Source organism: Bacillus sp. FSL K6-6540 (genome assembly GCF_038007545.1).
Genome location: NZ_JBBOXH010000001.1, coordinates 1,555,435 through 1,574,605, shown reverse-complemented (window position 1 = coordinate 1,574,605; position 19,171 = coordinate 1,555,435). Strand labels below are relative to the sequence as shown.

The window sequence follows — 19,171 nt, the reverse complement described above, 5'->3', positions numbered from 1 at the left end:
ATGTCTCCCTACCACTCAATGCTGTCTACGGAAACGGGATTCGGATTTACCACCGTCTTCCGAACCTTGGCATTGTTGATCTCGATGATGCGATCGGCCATCGGTGCCAGGGCAGAATTATGCGTAATGACGATAACGGTCGTTCCCGTGTGGCGGCAGGTATCCTGGAGCAGCTTGAGCACCTGCTTCCCGGTATGGTAATCAAGCGCACCCGTGGGTTCGTCGCAGAGAAGCAGCTTCGGCTGCTTGGCAAGCGCCCTGGCAATCGCCACCCGCTGCTGTTCGCCGCCGGACAGCTGTGCCGGAAAATTGTTCAGGCGCTGCTCCAGGCCGACATCCCGCAGCACTTGCTCGGCATCCAGAGCCCGGGGCGAAATCTGCGAGGCCAATTCCACGTTTTCTTTTGTCGTCAGATTGGGAACCAGGTTGTAAAATTGGAACACAAATCCGACGTCATTGCGCCGATATCCCGTCAACTCCTTGCTGTTGAACTTGGCAATGTCCGTTCCATCCACCAGCACTTGCCCCTCATCGGCGGTGTCCATGCCGCCCAAAATGTTCAGCACCGTGGATTTTCCTGCGCCGCTGGGACCGACGATGATCGCGAACTCGCCCTTTTCGATCTCCAGGTTGATTCCGTCGTTGGCTACAATGGTGGTCTCGCCCATCCGATAGCGCTTATATCCATCCTTAATGCTCACAAAAGCCATGTCACTCCACTCCCAACTCATCGTTGCCGTTTCGGCCTGGAACGTTATGTAGAATCTTAGGTAACCCAAGCGGTCTATAGGCGCTTCAGTTGCAGGATGGTCAATGTCTATACGGATACGTACTGCGGCGTCTGCCTAAACCTGTGCAGCCGGCTATTGTATTTGTGCGTTCTTCGTTGTTAGATTCACTTGTTTCGCTTGTCCTGATCCGTGAATCCATCCTTAAAATCAGTGTAGCATAAACAAATCCGCCAAAGAAAACGCTGAACCGCCCCAGACGGCTAAGTCACAGAATGTTCCAGATTCGGCATGCACGAACGGCACAAAAAACGCTCCTTCACCCGGAAGAAGCGCTCATAATAAAGCCATGATAAACATCCTATGATTTCCAGAAGATCGCCCGGTCCTCCGCACGAAGCTTAGTTACGAAACCGGAAGGGTCCTGTGCCGTGTACTCGATCGAATCCACGATCCATCTGCCCCCTGCGTGCTTGTATTGAATCGTGGCCAAGCCGGTATCCCGGAGACGATGCTCGCTGGTTCCCGTCTCATGGGTCGCGTCGGTCATGAGCTTAAAATAGGGATCGATCCGTTTGACTTCTTGAGCAAGGGCTTCCCCTGGAACCAAAACTTCAAACTCGCTCCACTCCGGGAGTCGGCTAAGCCGCCATTGATCCGTGAGATGTCCGCCTCGGGGATAAAAGAACGAAACCAGCTTGCTGCCATCCGCCATTTCGTGAATTTCATACGTATAGTCCCGTTCTTTTCTTACGATATCCGGTTTGCCGTATTGGCTTTCTACTGTATATGAATCCGGGGCATACGACATTAGCAGTCGATATAAAAAAGGAATGTTGATCTCGTTCTGAAGCGTCATATCCTCATCGGCTTTTCCGGCACAAAGCAACAGGAGGACTAACATCGCCGCGATTGCACCCAAGCGCAATCCTGCTGCCCGAGCTTTAAACACCCTGTCCGTCCTCATATCAATCGATATGTCCCGTCAACGCCGCTTCGGGGATATCTTGTCCCCGGATCCACTCCCTGAACGAAAAATCAAGCACGCCGCCCTGAGCAAGCGAGGTCATGACCCTTCCATTTTCGAAGGCGTACGAAAAGGTATGCAGCGTTCCGAACAAATCGTCGTAATCCGTAAAAAACAACGGGGACTTTGGATCCTTAAACAAACCGAAAGCCTCGGTTTGGGTTAACCGTTCCGCATCCAGGCTGTCGAGGTAACGTTTACGCCGCAGGGAATGCTCGATGGCAGGCCTGTTTTTGCCCGTCAACGCCTCATAATGGTTAACGCAGGCGATTGCCGCCTCCCCGCCCATACGGGGAATCACTTGGTCCGGGCTTGCCTCGACAACGGCCATGTTGCCCCGTGCATCTCCTATTGAAAAGTTATAACAAGCCGCATGGGGAATATGGCGCAGCATATAAGACGCTTCTTCTGCCGTGCCGCACGATTCCAGTATCATCCGAACGCCGACCCAAGGCGACAGTCCCGTCCGGTATCCGTCAAAGCTGACAAAATGCAGCCCGGCGGCAAGCCCTTGCTCATTCACCCCGTCATGCCTGCCTATGGCCTGCAAATTATAGCCCGCGGTTGCCAGGCCTTGATCGGCTTGAGCCACAGTAAAATAACCATCGTAAAACGCAGGCGTAAAATCGTAATTTCTTACGTAATACGAAGCCGTGATCATCGCCGAGCAGCCCATGGCCGCGATTTTCGGGACGTCGTATCCGCCCAGAAGCGCCGCGGTTTTGGGAAAGGACATTTCCAAACCTTCCGACAGTCCTTCAAGCTCCGTTAGCAGCTGCGGGGCAAACTCATTATAGATGCTCTTCAGCTGTTCCGTGTCGATCTCCGGTTTGGTGGCCGCTTCGAAAGCTTTCAATATGGGCTGATTTCGCAGGCTGCGGCCCAGCTTAAGCCCGTTATAATAGTTATCTTCTCTAAGCTGCAAGATGTTTACCTTGTAATCCGGCATTTTGATCCCTCCACCCAGACGGTAGTCCATATGGGAATATATCCCTCATCCGATTATAGATGGAATTCAATCTCCTTCCAATAAAAAAAGCTCCAACCCCGCATGTTTGCATGCTGGGAAGGAGCAAAATTTATGCTCGGGGCAATTGTTCAAATACGTGAACGTATTGCTCGTATTTTTCGGACCAGGCGTCTTTGCGCGATTCAAGCGTCCTGCCATCCAGCAGTGCCTCAATGACGTCCAGGCATACGTCCCAACCGGCAATATCCTTCGGCGTATGATCCGTGATGTTCGTTATCGTCTCGATCAACACCAGACGGCAGCCTTCGGCCTCGGGATGCAGCTCAAAACGCACCCGGTCCTCTCCCCACGTATACTCCAGTACCGATAACTCCCGATAGTCCGTAATCTCAAACTCTTCGAACGTTCCGTCCTGCATGTCAAAGGTAATTCTTCCGCCTTGGCGCAAATCCTCCACCTTCAGCTCCGAAAACCACTGCTTCAGCTTGTCATTATCCGTCAGATAGGACCACACCTTCTCAACCGAATGCTTCAGGCGGCGTTCAAATCGGACGGTCGTTCCGAACTCGTCTTGCCGTACAACAGCCAGCATCACTCATCCTCCTCATGGAATGTTTGATTCAAAAATGGTTCATCCAATCTGGCGGCCTTAGGATGATTACGGAGCTTCATCCTCATCCAGCAGCCTCTCCAGATCATCCAGCTTGTTCGTCCAGAACTGCCGATAGGGCTCCAGCCAGTCGTGGATCTCCTCCAGAGGCTTGGCATTCAGGCTGTACACATGCCTCTGTGCTTCTTTCCGCAGCGAGACAAGGCCTGCATCCCGCAAAATGCGCAGATGTTTGGACACGCCGGGTTGGCTGAGCTGCATGAGATCTACAATCTCCCCCACCGTACACTCTTTCACGCGCAGGTAGTCCAATATCGTCCTGCGGTTCGGCTCTGCCAATACTTCAAAAAGGTTATCGTTCAACATGTTTATTATATTACTATACAGTTATATTTCCGTAAAGTTATATAATAGGTTCACGCCGTCTTTGAACAAACATAACGACTTCTTTATAATGTAGCTATTGATGTCCGGTTTTAACACGGTAATACGGGAATGCCCCAGTCAAAAAGAGGAGTGACGAAAATGCCCGATATTATATTTTTGCGCGACCCTGATCTGCCGTTTTTGGAAATCAAACAATGCGATGCTTGGGATCATCTGGCCTACAAAAAGCATTTTCACGAAGAAATCTCCATTGGTCTCATTGAGCAAGGGGCTACCCGCATATGGTCTGCCGGGAAACGGTATGAGGCTGCTCAGGGACATATTGTGCATTTTCCGCCGCTGCTCCCTCATGCTTGCCACCCCGAGAATCCCGCCGACTGGAAATATACGATGATTTTTATCCATCCCCGGTGGCTCGACCCTGCGCCTGCCCGCTATCATCCCTCCCAATCCGATATGCCCATCCTGCTGCCGAAATATCAAAACGATCGCTGCCGAAATCTGGTTCATTCCTGCAGAACAGGGCTTCAGCAAAAAGCCACTCCATTGGAGATTGAATCCATGCTGATGGCATTAATGCGGGAAACGGGCCTGCTTCAGGAGGAAAGCGCCTCGGTGCCTGGCGGCAATGTGCCTGAATCCCCGGCTATGCTGCGAGCGAAGAAGTATTTGGATCATCATTATAAAGATCGCATTACACTCGATACCCTGCAGGACATATCCGGGATCAGCAAATTCCACCTCATTCGGATGTTTACGGAAACCTATCATCTTGCTCCGCATGCCTACCAAAATTTATTGCGCATCAATTATGCGAAAGAGCAGCTGTTACAGGGGAAGACCATCGCCGACGTTGCTGCCGAGTCTGGGTTTTACGATCAGAGCCATTTCACGAGAGCTTTTGCCGGGTGCGTTGGGACAACGCCTCTTCGGTATGCGAAAGCAGCGTCATCTTAAACTAACCGCAATTTTATACAATACCGCCTCGCGCAGACGCTGATAGAATTATGAAGATCCCAATGTTGCGAGGTGTTTAACTTGAACGATTCTTTATCTGAACGGGATTTTGCCGACGCTCTGAAGTCAGTTGCCCGTAACCTGCAGCTCAAACAATACGTCCGGCAATCGGCCGAATGGTATCCGATCCTGCTGCGTGCAGCCGAGCGTTTTGTCGCGGGAGACGTGCTGGAGCGAGGTTTGTTCTGCCGGGATGCACTGGATGCCCGAGGTTATCGGACTTCGCTGGAATATATCGGGGAGAACACCCTGACCGAAGCCGAATGTACACAGGCTTTCCTGGAGTTCTCCCGTTTAATCGAAGCCTGCTCGAATGGCCGGCCGGGCACCCGTATTTCGCTCGACCTGTCCCATATCGGATTATCGGTAGACGGGGATTTGGCTTATCGGCATCTTGAAGGGCTTGCCTGCCAAGCGGAGGAAGCCGGTTTGGAGCTGGTCATCAGCATGGAGGAGTCTGCCAAAACGGATGCCATCCTTGCGCTGCATCGCAAAATATCGGCCCGGTTCGCGAATGTCGGCATCACGCTGCAAGCCCAGCTACCCCGAAGCCTGGAAGATCTCGAACAAATTCTTACCTACGGTTCCGGCACGATCCGCATCGTAAAAGGCGCCTATCAGGAACAAGAGGGGCACTATATTCCTCGTTCCGAGACGCTTACCTCTAGGCATATTCAATTGGTGGATTTATGCGTTCAGGCAGGCAGGCCGGTATCGGTCGCCACTCATGATGAACGTATCCTGCGGCATATGACCCGCAACGAAGTGTATCGCGGCGCAGCCGTCGAAATTGAAATGCTGTATGGCATACGAACGGACTTTGCCAAGCAACTGAAAGACGACGGCTTCCCCGTCCGAATCTACCTGACATACGGCGAGGAGTGGTTCCTGTACTTGTGCCACCGAATCGCCGAGTACCCGCCGAATATCTATGACGCGGTGACCCGGTCGATCGCAGGCGGCACCGAACCCATTACCCAATATTGATCAACAATAACGAGGGAAGAAACAGCAAATATTTGCTGTTTCTTCCCTTATTTATGATCTGGTACTAAAAAATATTTTCGGAATGCCGATGTAATAGTTGAAACTTTATTATGAACGAATGCGTCATATTGTAGAGGAAAATAATAACAAAGCGAATTCAGGAGGTTGAGCGTGTGAAAAGAATATGGACTGCCTTGCTAGCAGCTATACTGTTAATTCCCATGACATTCCAATCGCAGGCCCAGGCGGCAGTGAACATCAGCGTCTTGATTGATGGCGTCAAGCTGTATACGCCTCAAGCACCTGTCATGATCCAGGGGCGCGTCATGCTTCCGATGCGATCCATCTTCGAAGCCTTGGACGCATCGGTCAAATGGAATCAAAAGACGAAAACCGTCACGGCGGTCAAGGATGGCACAACCGTCATCCTAAAAATCAACTCCAAGACGGCCACCATCAATAACAAGACGGTAGCGCTGGATGTACCGGCGAAGAACTTAAAAGGCAACACCATGGTGCCGGTCCGCTTCGTAAGCGAAGCCCTTGGCCAAAAAATCGGCTGGAATTCCAAAACGAAAACCGTTACCGTCACCACGACGAACAATTCCGGCGGCGGTGGAAATACTACTGGCATCGTGCCGGTGAATTATGTGACTCTTCGGGACATCGGCAATGCCGGAGACGGCCGCGATCTGCAGGTCAGCTTCTCCAAATCGTCGACTGAATCTTTAATCTCGCATTACCGCGTCATGATTGTGAAGCAGTCCAAGACATTGAACCAAACCGAGGCACAGCGAGTATCCTCCGCTGCTTACGCCACGGTATATCCGTCCGGCTCGGATCCGACGCTGACCCTTACATCCGGCTCAAAGGATGTGGACGGTGACCTTATCCGCGATAATCAAGCTTATAAAGCTTATGTATTGGCAGTCAGCAAAACTGGCGGCACGTATGCCCTTTCCTCGGCTTCCCCGTCGTTGACGCTGACTAACACCAATTCGGTGAACGGAGCAACCAACGTAAAAGCGAGCGATGTGAGCGACTACGGCGATGGCCGTGATCTTCAGGTCAGCTTTACGCGTGCCCAAAACGAGAGCAATGTAAGCAACTACCGCGTGTATGTCGTAAAAACGAAGGATGCAGCTAACTTCAATCTGGCGGCAGCCAAGTCTGTATCCAGCCAAAATTACTCAACGGTAAGCAAAACTAGCACGACGAACACAACGCTGACCACGACGCTGAGCTCTTCCGCCCGCGATACTTCAGGCGAGCTCATTCGCAGCGGAGTCGCTTACACCGTATTCGTTCAGTCTGTCAGCAGCAACGAGAGCGTGCTTGCAAGCAACCTCTCCTCCGGTTCGGCCAGCATCACCCTCAGCACGGGGAATACAACGGTTCCTTTCATCACGCAGGTAACGGATATCGGCGATGCCGGTGATGGCCGCGATCTGCGCGTAAGCTTCAACAAGGTATCCAACGAATCCAGCATTCATTCTTATCGCGTGTTTGTCGTAAAGGACAGCAGTTATAGCAGCTTCAACCTAAGCAGAGCCAACACGGCTTCCAGCTACAACTACTATACCCATGTCAACAAAACCGGCAATAACATCACGAACCTGACGCTGTCATCGGGCGCCAGAGACGTGGATGGAGCAACGATTCGCAACGGCGTGTACTATCGCGTATTCGTCATGGCGGTGGACAACAATAACGCCAATAACAACGTACTGTCCGCTCCATCGAGCTCCATCATTTTGAGTTCCAGCTACAATGTGGGCGCGGTTACCAGCCTGTCCGTCACCGACGTGAACAACTACAATGACGGTCGCGACATGCAGGTGTCATTCTATCGCCCGTCCGATCAATCGAATATTAGCCATTACCAGGTCTTCGTTGTCAAATCATCGAATAGTTATTTTGATCTGTACAGGGCAAACAATTTAAGCAGCTATTATTATACGCAAATCAGCAAGAACAACAGCAGCAGCAACTACATGTCGCAAGTGCTGAATTCAGGCAGCCGCGATATTGACGGAGAACTGATTCGCAACGGGGTCAGCTATCGCGTTTATGTCCTGTCCGTAGGATATTCGACCAGTAACAATGCATTATCTGACTATGCTTCCATTACGCTTGGGAACGCCAATCAGAACGTTAACCCTGTTTCCACGCCGTCCCTGACGCTAAACGGCAATAACGGAAACGGAAGCGACCTGAGAGTCACCTTCAGTCCTGCTTATGGCGAAAGCTACATCGACCATTACCGGGTGATCGTCGTAAAGTCAAACAAAAGCCTGAACGTGTCGCAAGCTTACAGCAACGGGTATTACACGTTGGTTAACAAAACCGGCGGTACCATCACTCGGGATTTGGCTAACACGACCAAGGATAGCGATGGAGACCTCATTCAAAGAGGTCAAAGCTACCGCGTGTATGTCTTGTCTGTAGGCAACAGCTATTCGAATTACAGCAACGCGCTTTCGTCGGTCTCTAGTGCGGTTACGATTCAAGGCGTGACCCAGGTAGCGGCAGTAACGAACGTTACGGCAGCGGATGTGGGAGACAATAATAACGCAAGCGACTTGAAAGTATCATTCACCAAAGCCCCAAATGAAGCCAACATCAAAGAATACCGAATCATGGTCGTAAAGCAAGCCAATGCTGGCAGCTTTACTGTAGCTCAAGCTAACAATGTAGGTAATGACAACTATGATAGTGTAACGGTCGGTACCGATTTCAGTAAAGCTCTGAGACCTGAAACAAGAGACGTCGAAGGTCAGCCGATTCGCAATTCGGTGGATTATCAAGTATTCGTACTGTCCGTAAGCAATAATGGCTCCATAAGCAATGCCCTGTCGGCACCATCGGCGCCTATCAAGCTTACGGGTACGGCCGTCACGGTTCCTTCGGATGTGTATGCCGGGATTGTAAGCACCAACGGGAATGCCAGTGATATTGTTGTTAGATTCACTCCAGCTTCCAATGCAGGCACCATCGCAGAATACAGAATTATGGTGGTACCATCTGATCAAGGATTTGGATTGGATGATGCCAATAGAATAACCAATGTGGATTGGTACACTAAAGTTGAACCAACAAACAGTAAGGTAGAGAAAACTCTGTCAAATAAAGTTAAAGATATCAACGGTGAGGACATTAAATCCGGATATAAATACAAAGTATTTATTCTTGTCGTAGCCGATGGTACAGTTTCAACCACAAATGCTATGTCTAAATCGTCCAAAGAATTCGAAATCCCGAACCCGCTCCAAACCACGGCCGTTACAGCCAAACTGGATGCCAACGGGAAGCTTCAAGTCGATTTCAAGAGGGCGATCGATGAGCGAGGCATTACGGCTTACCGCCTGTTGTTTGTAGAGGAAGACAACATCAAGACCTTCAATCTTAAAGCAGCAACGGACGCCGCTGCCAAAGAAGATAAGAATGCAACAATAAAACCGGATGGCAAAGATGTCTCGACCCTCATCGATATCCCTGCCAAGGATGCCCTGGGTAAAGACATTAAAGACAATGCGAAGTACGCCGTTTATGTCCTGTCCGTGCAATCCCAGGATAAGAAACTTGCTTCGAGCGCACAATCCGCAACGCCTTTATCCGAAGCGTCCAAAACGCTTGTTGTATTAAAGAAAACGCCTTAATCCAAGGCGCATCAAATTAAGCTTTAACATGTAGAGCCATACCTCATCACTAAAACGATGAGGTACGGCTCTTTTTTATCCGCTTCTTCCATCAAGCCCCCATATCAGAACTCTTCTTTGCTCTCATAACTAAATTCCACATGATTTTAAGATGAATTATCCGGGTACTTCCCCATGGAAAAATATGATAATTTATTATTAGAAAGCGCTTTCAAAAATATCGTTTGGAGGTGAATTCTAACCTTAATAGCCAATGTTGCAGCTAGGTCCTCAACAACGGATAACGGTTATTGAATGAATCTAGTGAAAATACCGCTTCACAACTTCATGACAAAGGAGATGCTAATGATAAACCTCAATAAGAAATCCATCTGTTCCTTGGCTCTCGTCGTTTCTCTGGTCATCTCATTGTTCCCTTCATACGCATCCGCAGCGAAACACGAACATCCAAAGCCTCCAAAGAAAAATCTCCAAGCCTACGTCAATGATATGCAGCCCGGCTGGAACCTGGGCAATTCGCTGGATGCCGTGGGAGCTGACGAGACGGCATGGGGAAATCCGCGCATCACCAAAGCGCTGATCGACCAAATTGCGGCACAGGGATATAAGAGCATCCGCATTCCGGTAACCTGGAACCATCACATCGGCAGTGCACCGAGTTATGCCATCGACGCCTCTTACATGGACCGGGTCGAGGAGGTTGTCGATTGGGCGCTGGACGCCGATCTGTACGTCATGATCAATGTCCATCACGATTCGTGGCTGTGGATCAGCCATATGGAGAACAACCGCAACGAAGTCGTTGCCAAGTACAACGCCGTATGGACTCAAGTTGCCCAGCGCTTCCGTAACCATTCGAGCAAGCTGATGTTTGAAAGCGTCAACGAACCCCGCTTCTCGGATGGCGGGACCACCGACGAGTCCAAAGCCTTTCAGATGCTGGATGAGCTTCAAACGTCGTTCCATCGGATCGTCCGCGGATCTGGAGCACGCAATGCAACCCGGCCGCTTGTGCTCTCTACCCTTGAGGCATCCCCGACTCAAGCTAGAATGAACGAGCTGTACAACACCATGACCAAGCTGAATGATGCCAATCTCATCGCCACCGTCCATTATTATGGGTTTTGGCCATTCAGCGTGAACATCGCGGGGTATACCCGTTTTGAGACGGATACCCGAAACGATATCGATCAGACGTTCAACCATGTATATGACATCTTTATCGCTAGAGGGATTCCCGTTATCCTTGGCGAATACGGGCTGCTTGGCTTCGATCAAAGCACAGGGGTCATTGAGCAGGGCGAGAAACTGAAGTTCTTCGAATATCTGACCCATTATCTCAAACAGAAGAACATTACCCATATGTTATGGGACAACGGCCAGCACTTTAAGCGAACCGCCTTCACCTGGTCCGATCCGGAGCTGTACAATATCATGAAGGCTGGTTGGAGCGGGCGTTCTTCCACGGCTGATACCGATCTGATTTTTGTGAAAAAAGGAGCGGCGGTCCAGGATCAAAGCATCCCATTGAACTTGAACGGCAACGCATTGGCCGAAATCCGCTCAAACGGACAGCGGTTAGTCGCCGGGCAGGATTATACCCTGAACGGAAATGAGATTACGTTTACATCCAGCCTGCTGTCCAGGCTGACTTTATCCGGACAATTCGGAGTGAATGCCGTACTGACGGCCAAGTTCAACCGAGGCGCGGACTGGAACTTCAGGGTTGTTTATCATGATACGCCTGTGCTGCGCAGCACGCAGGGAACCACTGATTCGTTCAGCATTCCCGCGACGTTTAACGGGGATCAGCTGGCCACGATGGAGGCTGTTTACGCATCGGGAGGCAATGCAGGGCCGCAGGACTGGACCTCCTTCAAGGAATTTGAATACACGTTTTCCCCATCCTACGCAAGCCATGAAATCAAGCTTAAACCTGTCTTTTTTAACGAGGTCAGAGACGGAGAAGTCATCCTCAAGTTTCATTTCTGGAGCGGCGAGGTCATTACCTACAACCTAACGAAGAACGGCAGCAGCGTGACCGGCAGCACCTCATAGGTTATGCTGCATGGGAATAACAAAAGCTCAAGTGAAATCACTTGAGCTTTTGTCTATTTAGGCTTGCGCAATATTTCGTTCAGCCAGAAACCTATCGATAATGGCCGAGATGACATTCAAGCTGACAGGCTTGCTGACATACTCATCCATGCCCATTCCTAAATATTTCTCGCGATCCCCCTTGATCGCATGGGCCGTCACGGCCACGATATAAGGCTGATGATCGGGCGGGGCCGATTCCTTAATGAGCTGGACCGCTTCCATGCCATCCATGAAGGGCATCTGTATATCCATGAACACCATGTCATACGGATATCGCTTAAAGGCCTCTACCGCCTCAAGCCCATTGAGAACGGTAGTCGAATTGTACCCCAGCTTCTCAATCATCTTCTTGAGGACTAATTGGTTCACCTCATTATCCTCAGCAATCAAAATTTTCAGATCGCTGCCGTCGGAGTGATTCTCGTGAACCGTCCCGGCCTCCGGCATGTTGCCCGCGTTTGCATTAAACGAAAAATCGACCGTAAACGTAAAGACGGACCCCTGCTGATTCGGATTTCGCTCATACCAGATATCCCCGCCCATCAACTGAACGAGTTTTTTGCATATGGCCAGCCCGAGTCCCGTTCCTTCCACCTGCCGCGTCATATAATGATCCACCTGATAGAAGGGTTCGAACAGCTGCGCAATCTTCTCGCTTGGCACCCCTATGCCCGTATCCGTAACGGAGAATTGTATGAGCTTCGAGTTAGCTTGGTTCCTGACACACTGAACCGAGATCGTAACGGCACCGTTCGGCGTAAATTTAATGGCATTGCTGAGCAGGTTCATTAATACCTGCCGCAGCTTCGTCACGTCCCCATAAACTTGATTCGGCACGTCGGACGCTACAGAGGTGGTCACCTCAATATTTTTGTCCAGCGCCTTCGGAAGAATCATATTCAATGTCTCGGACAGGGCCGTTCTTAGGCTGAATGTTTCCTCCACCAGCTCCGTTCTGCCCGATTCGATCTTCGAGAAATCCAAAATATCATTTATGATGTTCAGCAGGGTTGTCCCGCTCTTCTTGATGATCTGCACGTACTCCCGCTGCTCCTCATCAAGCTCGGTTTCCAGTATCAAATCCGTCATCCCGATTACGCCGTTCATCGGCGTACGGATCTCATGGCTCATCATCGCCAGAAACTCGCTTTTGGCTTTATTCGTCTTCTCGGCTGCTTCCTTCTCGATGATAAGCCTTTTCTGCTCCGTCATATCCTTGGCTATAATGTAGAACCCCACATTCTTGCCATGAATGACAATGGGAGCAAGCGTCGCGAGCACTTCAACCTGATGCCCGTCCTTGTGATGGATACAGTTGATCCCCTTCTCGGCGGCAACATAATCGGCCGCAGAAGAGAGCACTCGGGCGAGATTGCGTTCGCCGATCAAATTCGAGATTTTAGTTCCGATTAACTCCGGAATCTTAAAACCCGTCAGCTGCTCCGCCATCTGGTTCCCGTTAATGATCCTGCCTTCCAGATTGAAAGAAATAATCGCATCATGGTTATACTTCTTCAGCGAGGTGTATCGCTCAATGCTCTCCTGGAGCTTCTGCTCGGCTACCTTGCTGTCGGTAATATCAACAATTTGCGAAATGAAGAACAAGGGAGTTTGATCCTGATCGTCGCGAACCAGAGAAACATGTATCGACGCCCAGATGACATTGCCGTCCTTATGTACGAGTTGTTTCTCCACCGCAATGGTTGAGGACGCCTCATCCAGGGACCGTAAAAGCTTGTCTTTATTGTTAATGCATTCAGAATAAATATAATCGGTTGCCGGCTGTGCCATCAATTCTTCGTCCGTGTAGCCAAACATTTTGCACGCCGCAGGATTTACGCTGATCCAGCTTCCTTCGATCGTAACCAGGGCAATGCCAATTGGAGCACTTTTGTAGACATGTTCAAACAGAGCCTGATGGCCGAAAATGTTGATATCACTCATACTCTGCACCTCCTGATACCGCTTATTATACATCAGCGTCTTCAAAATAGGAGTTTTTTCAGAGTAATTTTATATTGCTAATCATTAGTAGAGTCATCGGTATACCATAAGATAGATTTAATCCCTTGTTAGCTGAACTATGTTCCGCATTACCAAGCGATCCGTTGCCGTTCACGAAAAAAACTCCCGCTGGGTCCATCATCCTCCATCGTCGCCAGCCATACCGCCGTATCGGCCCCTTCGGCAACGGTTAACGGAGCGTCTGCTCCTCCCATATCGGTCTGAACCCGGCCCGGGCACACCGCATTCACCTTTATTCCGGTATTGGCTACATCCTGCGAGACGAGACAGGTTAACGCGTTCAGCATCGTTTTGGAGATGCGGTATGCCGCGGATGCCCCTTGTAAACCGTAACCGCCCTGCATGATTTCGAAGGCTCCGAGACCCGACGAGATGTTTACGATACGCCCGTATTGATGCTGCTTCATCAAGGGTATTGCAGCCTGCGTCATTCGCAGAGCACCGAAAAAATTCGTCTCCAGCGTTGCGCGCACGACCGTCTCCTCTACATCGAGCACAGAAACCCCTCGATCCAAAATCACCCCCGCATTGTTCACCAGCACGTCAAGGCGCCCATAGTCAGACTGTATTCGATTCATCATTCCTGCCACATCGCGGACCTCATGGACATCCGCTACATGCAGTTTCACACGGAGCCCCTCGTTAAGCAGTTCTTGGACTGCCAGCCTCCCCTTCTCTTCGTCACGGGATGTAATCAGCACCTGAAGCCCTTTGGCAGCGAGTTGTCTTGCTATCTCTTTTCCAATCCCGCGGTTGCCTCCCGTCACAACGGCCACTCGCTGTACCTCTTCCCCGCTAGCCTTGTTCACGACGCCCGTCCCCCTTATGCAAAATAGCCTCCCATGCCGCAATGCTCTTCTCCAAATGGAGTTCCGCCTGTTTCAGCATCTCCATCTGCAGCTGGATGTCATCCAGCTTCCGCCTTCCCACCTCAATGGCGTTAGGAAGACATTCGATTTTGATATGCTCATCGAACGCGCATTGAAAAAAACTCATAATTTCCTTCACCGTCAATCCCAGGCTAAAATGCATCTGGATCAAGCGGACCCGCTCGATATCCGTTTCCCTGTATTCGCGATAGCCATTATTCAGACGCTCCGGGCACAGCAGCTCCTTCTCCTCGTAATAACGCAAGGAACGCAGACTTACGCCCGTTTTTCGTGACAATTCACTAATATGCACGCCAAGCAGCTCCTTTTTCATCGGTTATCCGCATTTTAAAGCATCACATCATGTGAGGGTCAATCCGTCATTTTACAAGGCTATCCCGGGAGCCCGACGCCCTACACTCAAATCATCCCGAACAGCATCAAACCGATCGCATTGATCGCAAAATTGGCAAACATATGCACCATCCAGGACGCGTAAATATTGCCGTTTCGCTCATTCAGCCAGTTAAACAGCAGTCCCGCCACAACCAGCCCCGCGATTAACAAGAGGAACAGTCCTGCCGAGAACCAGCTGGACATCATCGCAACATGATACACGGCAAAAGCCCCGGCACTGAATACATATGCAAACCTCCGCCCGACCTGCTCCTTCAGCGTGAAAAAAGCAAATCCGCGGAAAAAGAACTCTTCCAGCAATGAATTCACGATGGATATGTAAAGGGCGACCAATACGAAATTGCCTGCATTGACACCCATATTATCCTCCAGTGCCCCTGTCACCTGGGTAAAGTCGAATAATGGCCCCAGCCCAAAATAGGCGCCGAGTATGAAGGCGAATACGCCGAGTCCCAGCAGCAAGGACATCAGGAGACCCCTTCTCTCGAATGCGAACAGCCTGCGAAACGGAACCCCGCCAGCGAAGATGGCGTAGCCAATCGGCAATGTCAGAAAGAGGATGATTTTGATGGCGGATTTGACGGCGTAATCCGGACGGATCACCGCGTCGACCAAGCTCATGGCTAGACAGCTAAATACGATGATGGCCATAAGAGAAACGATTTTCCTTCTTGATCTCATTGAAAGTATCTCCTTTAAACAGGTTACATCCATACATCTTCCATATATTAGAGTTCGATACGCCGGGCGTAATGCCCTCTACTCCAAAAGAAAACGCCCCTGACATCACGACATCAGAGGCGTTTTCGCTATTCATTCATTTTATGATACATAACGGCCTAGCGCCGCTTGGTATACACTCTTCGGCCGGAGCCCTATCAGTTTATCTGCCGGTTCTCCGTTATGAAACACAATCACCGTCGGCATGGACATGATGCCGAATTGGGCGGCAAGCTCGGGGGATTCGTCACAATCCACCTGATAGATGTCCAGGCGACCCGCCTCCTCCCGGCTCAGCTCTTCCAGAATGGGAAGCAGCACTTTGCAGGGCGGACACCATGCGGCTCCGAATTCAACAAGCGTGACCCCGTTCTGGTTGATTGAGCTTTGAAAGCTCCCTGCGTCTAATCGTGGTAAACTCATTTGCATTCCTCCGCTTCCTCCGATTCCCGTTCATCCAGAATCGATTGCATGCGTTCCTCCAGATTCATCTTGATATGATTCAGCTGGTGAATCTGCGCTTCGATCTCTGCGATTTTTTGACGAAAAATCGGGAACACCTCCGCACAAAACGCCTCTTTGTTTTTCAGGACGCAATGCAGGAAACCGGCGATCTGCTCGGTAGTCAATCCAAGGTTTAGATATAACTGGATGGTACGCACCTGCTCTTCCGCAAGCATCGAATATTCCCGATAACCGTTCTCGTTTCGGACCGGCGTCAGCAATCCTTGCTGCTCGTAGTACCGTAGCGAACGAATGCTGACGCCGGTACGGGCCGCGAGTTCTCCGATTTTCATGCTTTCACACCTCCTGGACGAACGATTCGATTTCATTGTAAACCCTGACACTAGTGTCAGGGTCAAGAGGATTTCGCGATTTTTTTTCAAAAAGCGAAGATTCGAAGTGTTGGCTAACGCTTCAAAGTCGCTTTCTTTTCTTGGACTTGCTACCGGCGCCCTTGCGAAGCTTCGGCCAGCGATTCGCCGGCACATGCTGGAGCATCGTATGAAAAACGGTCCCCCACTGTTCTTCGTTCAGCCGACCGATGGGGAGCTCTCGGTCCACTCTAAGCACTTTAACGAGCTTCGCCATCTGGGGAGGCGTAAACACGCCGGATAGAGCCGCAAATAACGGCAGCCGGGCATCCCGCAGCCCATAGGCGGCCAGCGCCGTAAACTTGGGCTGATGCGATGCGGCAATGAGCGGCTTCTTCCTCCGATGAATGGTCAGAATGGCTGAATCCACTTGGGGAGGCGGCGCAAAATGACGGGGCGAAACGGTCCGCACGAGCCGAATGTCGTACTGCATCCTCCAGCTGAGAATTCGCGGATCTTGAATAGGAACGGCCGTAAAACGTTTGGCTGCCCCCATCTCCACAAGCAGTACGGCCCGCTGCAGAGGGAGGCCGGGGCACTCCAAAAGCTTCCCCATGATCGGCGTAGTGATGGAATACGGAATATTGGCCACGACGGCAAATGGATTTCTCGGCAGCGGGATTTCCAGAAAATCAGATTGCTTGACGCGAATGTTACTGCTATCCTTCATCTTGCCCAGCAGTTTATCCACAAATGCCGGATCCGTCTCAATCGCGAGCACGTGTGCCGCTTTCTCTGCAAGCGGAAACGTTAACGCCCCTGCACCCGCGCCGATATCCAGAACGGTATCGGTGGAGCGAATCCGGGCCAAGTCGATCATATCATGAATCAGCCTTTTGCTGATTAATAGATGCTGCGCGGAAAAGTTGGACGGCTTCTTCAGCTTTTCACGTTGGTTTTTATGATATTTGGACACAAAAAAGCACCTCATTCATTCGTATAGTAATGAAAAAGGCACAGCACAAATAATCCTTCGCATTTTTACATGAAAATGGATGGATGTAGATGTTCTGTACCCTCATTAACGAATACGTATGAATGCGATGCAGCACATGTCAGGACAATCCTCCTTAGATGAAACGGATAAAATAACACTGACAGTATAACATAGCTCCCCCGCGGGCTCACGGGTACATTCTGTTAAAAGGATTTTTTACCGCCGGTACATGCAACACATATGGTATGTTGAGGAGGAGAGCTAGCATAACCCGTATTCGAATCCTGCAAACACCTCGCATCCGGCATACCAGAAGGAGTAAAACGATATGAATATCTATTTCACGAATGAATCAAACGAAACCAATAGCGTGGACAAACATTACGTAAGAAACCAAATGATTGCGTATAATCTGAAGCATTTCCCTGACGATTTAAAAGGCCGTTACCAGGAAATCAACTTGTTGTTAAGGAAGGAGGACGGTCAGATTTTGGGCGGAGTCGTTGGGGAAATATGCTGGAACTGGCTGGAGATCCACTATTTGTTCGTGGATGAACCCTTCCGTCAATCGGGGTACGGCGCCAAACTGTTAAACAAGGCCGAAAACATCGCGAAGGAGAAGCAATGCGAGTTCGTTAAATTGGATACGCTGAGCTTTCAAGCCTTGGATTTTTACCTTAAGCAGGGTTACGAAGTGTATGGCAAAATCGAGAACGCCGGGCGGCATACCCACTACTATATGAAGAAAAATCTATAAGATAAAAGAAGGCAGCAAGGCTGCCTTCCCCTCCCGAGCACTTTGCCTACCTCTTCTTTTTCGCTTTGCTTTCTGCCTTCTCCAGGTTTTGCTGAACCCGATATTGGACGATTCGGCGTATCAGCTCATAAGGCAGCGGCTGATCGATCGGAAATTGCAAGGTTCCCTTGGACGTATGATATTCCTTCAGCTCATCCTGGAAAGCCTCGATCCCGCTGGGCGCGGGGTAAAAGCCGATATGTTTCTTGAATGCCGCAAAATGCACGAGGTTCCCGTGGAGGTCGAAGGTTGGCATCTGGTAGCTGATTTTTTCCTTGGCATGCGGGGCTGTTTCCTGTATCACACGCCTTAATTTCTGCAGAATTTCCTGGACCTCCGGTGCACAGCTCGAAATGTATTCGTCGATCGACCCGTATACGATTTTGTCATTCATCAGATATAACAGCCCTTTCGCAGGTTAATACGTTTCATAACCGAGATCCCCGTTCATTTCAAGCTTGTCGTTAAACAGGACGTATATGTATAGTTGTCCGGCAGGCGTATCGCCTGCATCATACCCTAGCCGAAACGTGCCGTCCTTGTCGAAGGCAAGCTCGGATAGAACCAACTCGTTCACGTCTTCGTCGGGATGCATCCCGGCAATCAGATCCAGCGCTCGATCATTCAGCTCCCCAAAATTCGCCCAGGCATTCCGGATGACCGGGGACAGCTGGTTCATATCCGCTTTGGCAGAGGCCTCCGTGCTGACGGAGAGCTCCGTCTCCTTCCATTATTCTTGCTGAGATCTAGCTCCGTCAGGCTATTGGACGAGCAATCCAGCTCTTCCAGCGACGTGAAATGTTCGATCCCCTTTAGGCTTGAGTATCCATGATTTGAAAGCTGCAGTGATATAATATGTTCTACATCGCCCGCCTGAATCCGTTCACGGTTCCCGCAATAGGTTTCGAGCACATAAGCTTTGAATCGTTCATCTATGAAATCCTGGGTTATATCCATCGTGTCCTCCTTAGGTCAAGCTCCTGATCAATTCGCGCTTAACCGGGATTCCGATGTCCGACTTCCCGCAATTCCATTATAGGGTTCCGC

Annotated in this window: 20 protein-coding genes; 5 read left to right on the top strand and 15 right to left on the bottom strand. The window is 50.4% G+C overall.

Annotation, left to right across the window (positions count from 1 at the left end; translation table 11 throughout):
- Positions 1-8: 8 nt before the first annotated feature.
- The 5 genes from MHH82_RS06725 to MHH82_RS06705 form a co-directional block, all read right to left on the bottom strand.
- On the bottom strand, positions 9-710 hold the full coding sequence (locus MHH82_RS06725; protein WP_009591627.1) for an ABC transporter ATP-binding protein: 702 nt from the start codon (positions 708-710) through the stop codon (positions 9-11).
- 379 nt (positions 711-1,089) lie between these two features.
- The gene (locus MHH82_RS06720) at positions 1,090-1,680 is read right to left on the bottom strand and encodes a hypothetical protein (RefSeq protein WP_340964547.1); all 591 of its coding nucleotides are present in this window, start codon (positions 1,678-1,680) and stop codon (positions 1,090-1,092) included.
- 16 nt (positions 1,681-1,696) lie between these two features.
- The gene (locus tag MHH82_RS06715; protein WP_015733846.1) at positions 1,697-2,704 is read right to left on the bottom strand and encodes a C45 family autoproteolytic acyltransferase/hydolase; all 1,008 of its coding nucleotides are present in this window, start codon (positions 2,702-2,704) and stop codon (positions 1,697-1,699) included.
- A 130-nt stretch (positions 2,705-2,834) separates the two neighbouring features.
- Positions 2,835-3,317, bottom strand: a complete 483-nt coding sequence (locus MHH82_RS06710; protein WP_015733845.1) for an SRPBCC family protein — start codon at positions 3,315-3,317, stop codon at positions 2,835-2,837.
- 66 nt (positions 3,318-3,383) lie between these two features.
- On the bottom strand, positions 3,384-3,701 hold the full coding sequence (locus MHH82_RS06705; protein WP_015733844.1) for an ArsR/SmtB family transcription factor: 318 nt from the start codon (positions 3,699-3,701) through the stop codon (positions 3,384-3,386).
- A gap of 159 nt (positions 3,702-3,860) precedes the next feature.
- Between MHH82_RS06705 and MHH82_RS06700 the strand changes: the two genes are divergently transcribed.
- The 4 genes from MHH82_RS06700 (at position 3,861) to MHH82_RS06685 (ending at position 11,443) form a co-directional block, all read left to right on the top strand.
- Positions 3,861-4,679, top strand: coding sequence for an AraC family transcriptional regulator (locus MHH82_RS06700; RefSeq protein ID WP_015733843.1), 819 nt, complete (start codon positions 3,861-3,863; stop codon positions 4,677-4,679).
- Positions 4,680-4,760: 81 nt separating this feature from the next.
- A complete protein-coding gene (locus MHH82_RS06695; RefSeq protein ID WP_015733842.1) occupies positions 4,761-5,726 on the top strand; it encodes a proline dehydrogenase family protein in 966 nt (321 codons plus the stop codon).
- 173 nt (positions 5,727-5,899) lie between these two features.
- Positions 5,900-9,385 carry a copper amine oxidase N-terminal domain-containing protein gene (locus MHH82_RS06690; RefSeq protein ID WP_340964540.1) on the top strand — a complete coding sequence of 1,162 codons (3,486 nt, stop codon included), beginning with the start codon at positions 5,900-5,902 and terminating at the stop codon, positions 9,383-9,385.
- A 345-nt stretch (positions 9,386-9,730) separates the two neighbouring features.
- A complete protein-coding gene (locus MHH82_RS06685) occupies positions 9,731-11,443 on the top strand; it encodes a cellulase family glycosylhydrolase (RefSeq protein ID WP_340964537.1) in 1,713 nt (570 codons plus the stop codon).
- A 57-nt stretch (positions 11,444-11,500) separates the two neighbouring features.
- Here MHH82_RS06685 and MHH82_RS06680 read toward each other — a convergent pair whose 3' ends face one another.
- The 7 genes from MHH82_RS06680 to erm all read right to left on the bottom strand — a co-directional run bounded on the left by MHH82_RS06680 (position 11,501) and on the right by erm (position 17,307).
- A complete protein-coding gene (locus MHH82_RS06680) occupies positions 11,501-13,429 on the bottom strand; it encodes a PAS domain S-box protein (RefSeq protein ID WP_340964534.1) in 1,929 nt (642 codons plus the stop codon).
- A 149-nt stretch (positions 13,430-13,578) separates the two neighbouring features.
- Complete coding sequence (locus tag MHH82_RS06675; protein ID WP_340964531.1) at positions 13,579-14,319, bottom strand: SDR family oxidoreductase; 741 nt, start codon at positions 14,317-14,319, stop codon at positions 13,579-13,581.
- Positions 14,306-14,713 (bottom strand): MerR family transcriptional regulator, encoded by a 408-nt coding sequence (locus tag MHH82_RS06670; RefSeq protein ID WP_340964529.1) that lies wholly within the window; start codon positions 14,711-14,713, stop codon positions 14,306-14,308. Before MHH82_RS06670 ends, MHH82_RS06675 begins: the two co-directional genes overlap by 14 nt.
- Positions 14,714-14,799: 86 nt before the next feature.
- Positions 14,800-15,477: a CPBP family intramembrane glutamic endopeptidase gene (locus tag MHH82_RS06665; protein ID WP_340964526.1), complete on the bottom strand. Its 678-nt coding sequence runs from the start codon at positions 15,475-15,477 to the stop codon at positions 14,800-14,802.
- Between the two features lie 141 nt (positions 15,478-15,618).
- Positions 15,619-15,939: a thioredoxin family protein gene (locus MHH82_RS06660; RefSeq protein WP_009595391.1), complete on the bottom strand. Its 321-nt coding sequence runs from the start codon at positions 15,937-15,939 to the stop codon at positions 15,619-15,621.
- Entirely contained in the window at positions 15,936-16,313 is a 378-nt protein-coding gene (locus MHH82_RS06655) for a MerR family transcriptional regulator (protein WP_015733837.1), read from the bottom strand. The genes MHH82_RS06660 and MHH82_RS06655 overlap by 4 nt, the downstream gene beginning before the upstream one ends.
- Before the next feature lie 121 nt (positions 16,314-16,434).
- Positions 16,435-17,307: a 23S ribosomal RNA methyltransferase Erm gene (erm, locus tag MHH82_RS06650; protein ID WP_340964521.1), complete on the bottom strand. Its 873-nt coding sequence runs from the start codon at positions 17,305-17,307 to the stop codon at positions 16,435-16,437.
- Between the two features lie 349 nt (positions 17,308-17,656).
- On the opposite strand from erm, the gene MHH82_RS06645 reads away from it, so the two are divergent.
- Positions 17,657-18,085, top strand: coding sequence for a GNAT family N-acetyltransferase (locus MHH82_RS06645; protein ID WP_015733835.1), 429 nt, complete (start codon positions 17,657-17,659; stop codon positions 18,083-18,085).
- Between the two features lie 46 nt (positions 18,086-18,131).
- Here the strand turns inward: MHH82_RS06645 and MHH82_RS06640 are convergent, their stop codons facing one another.
- From MHH82_RS06640 to MHH82_RS06630, 3 genes are read right to left on the bottom strand one after another with little or no spacing between them, the layout of a single operon-like run.
- Positions 18,132-18,518, bottom strand: a complete 387-nt coding sequence (locus tag MHH82_RS06640) for an iron chaperone (protein ID WP_340964517.1) — start codon at positions 18,516-18,518, stop codon at positions 18,132-18,134.
- A gap of 24 nt (positions 18,519-18,542) precedes the next feature.
- Complete coding sequence (locus MHH82_RS06635; RefSeq protein ID WP_051425334.1) at positions 18,543-18,803, bottom strand: hypothetical protein; 261 nt, start codon at positions 18,801-18,803, stop codon at positions 18,543-18,545.
- Positions 18,800-19,081, bottom strand: a complete 282-nt coding sequence (locus MHH82_RS06630; protein WP_015733832.1) for a hypothetical protein — start codon at positions 19,079-19,081, stop codon at positions 18,800-18,802. The genes MHH82_RS06635 and MHH82_RS06630 overlap by 4 nt, the downstream gene beginning before the upstream one ends.
- Positions 19,082-19,171: the final 90 nt, after the last annotated feature.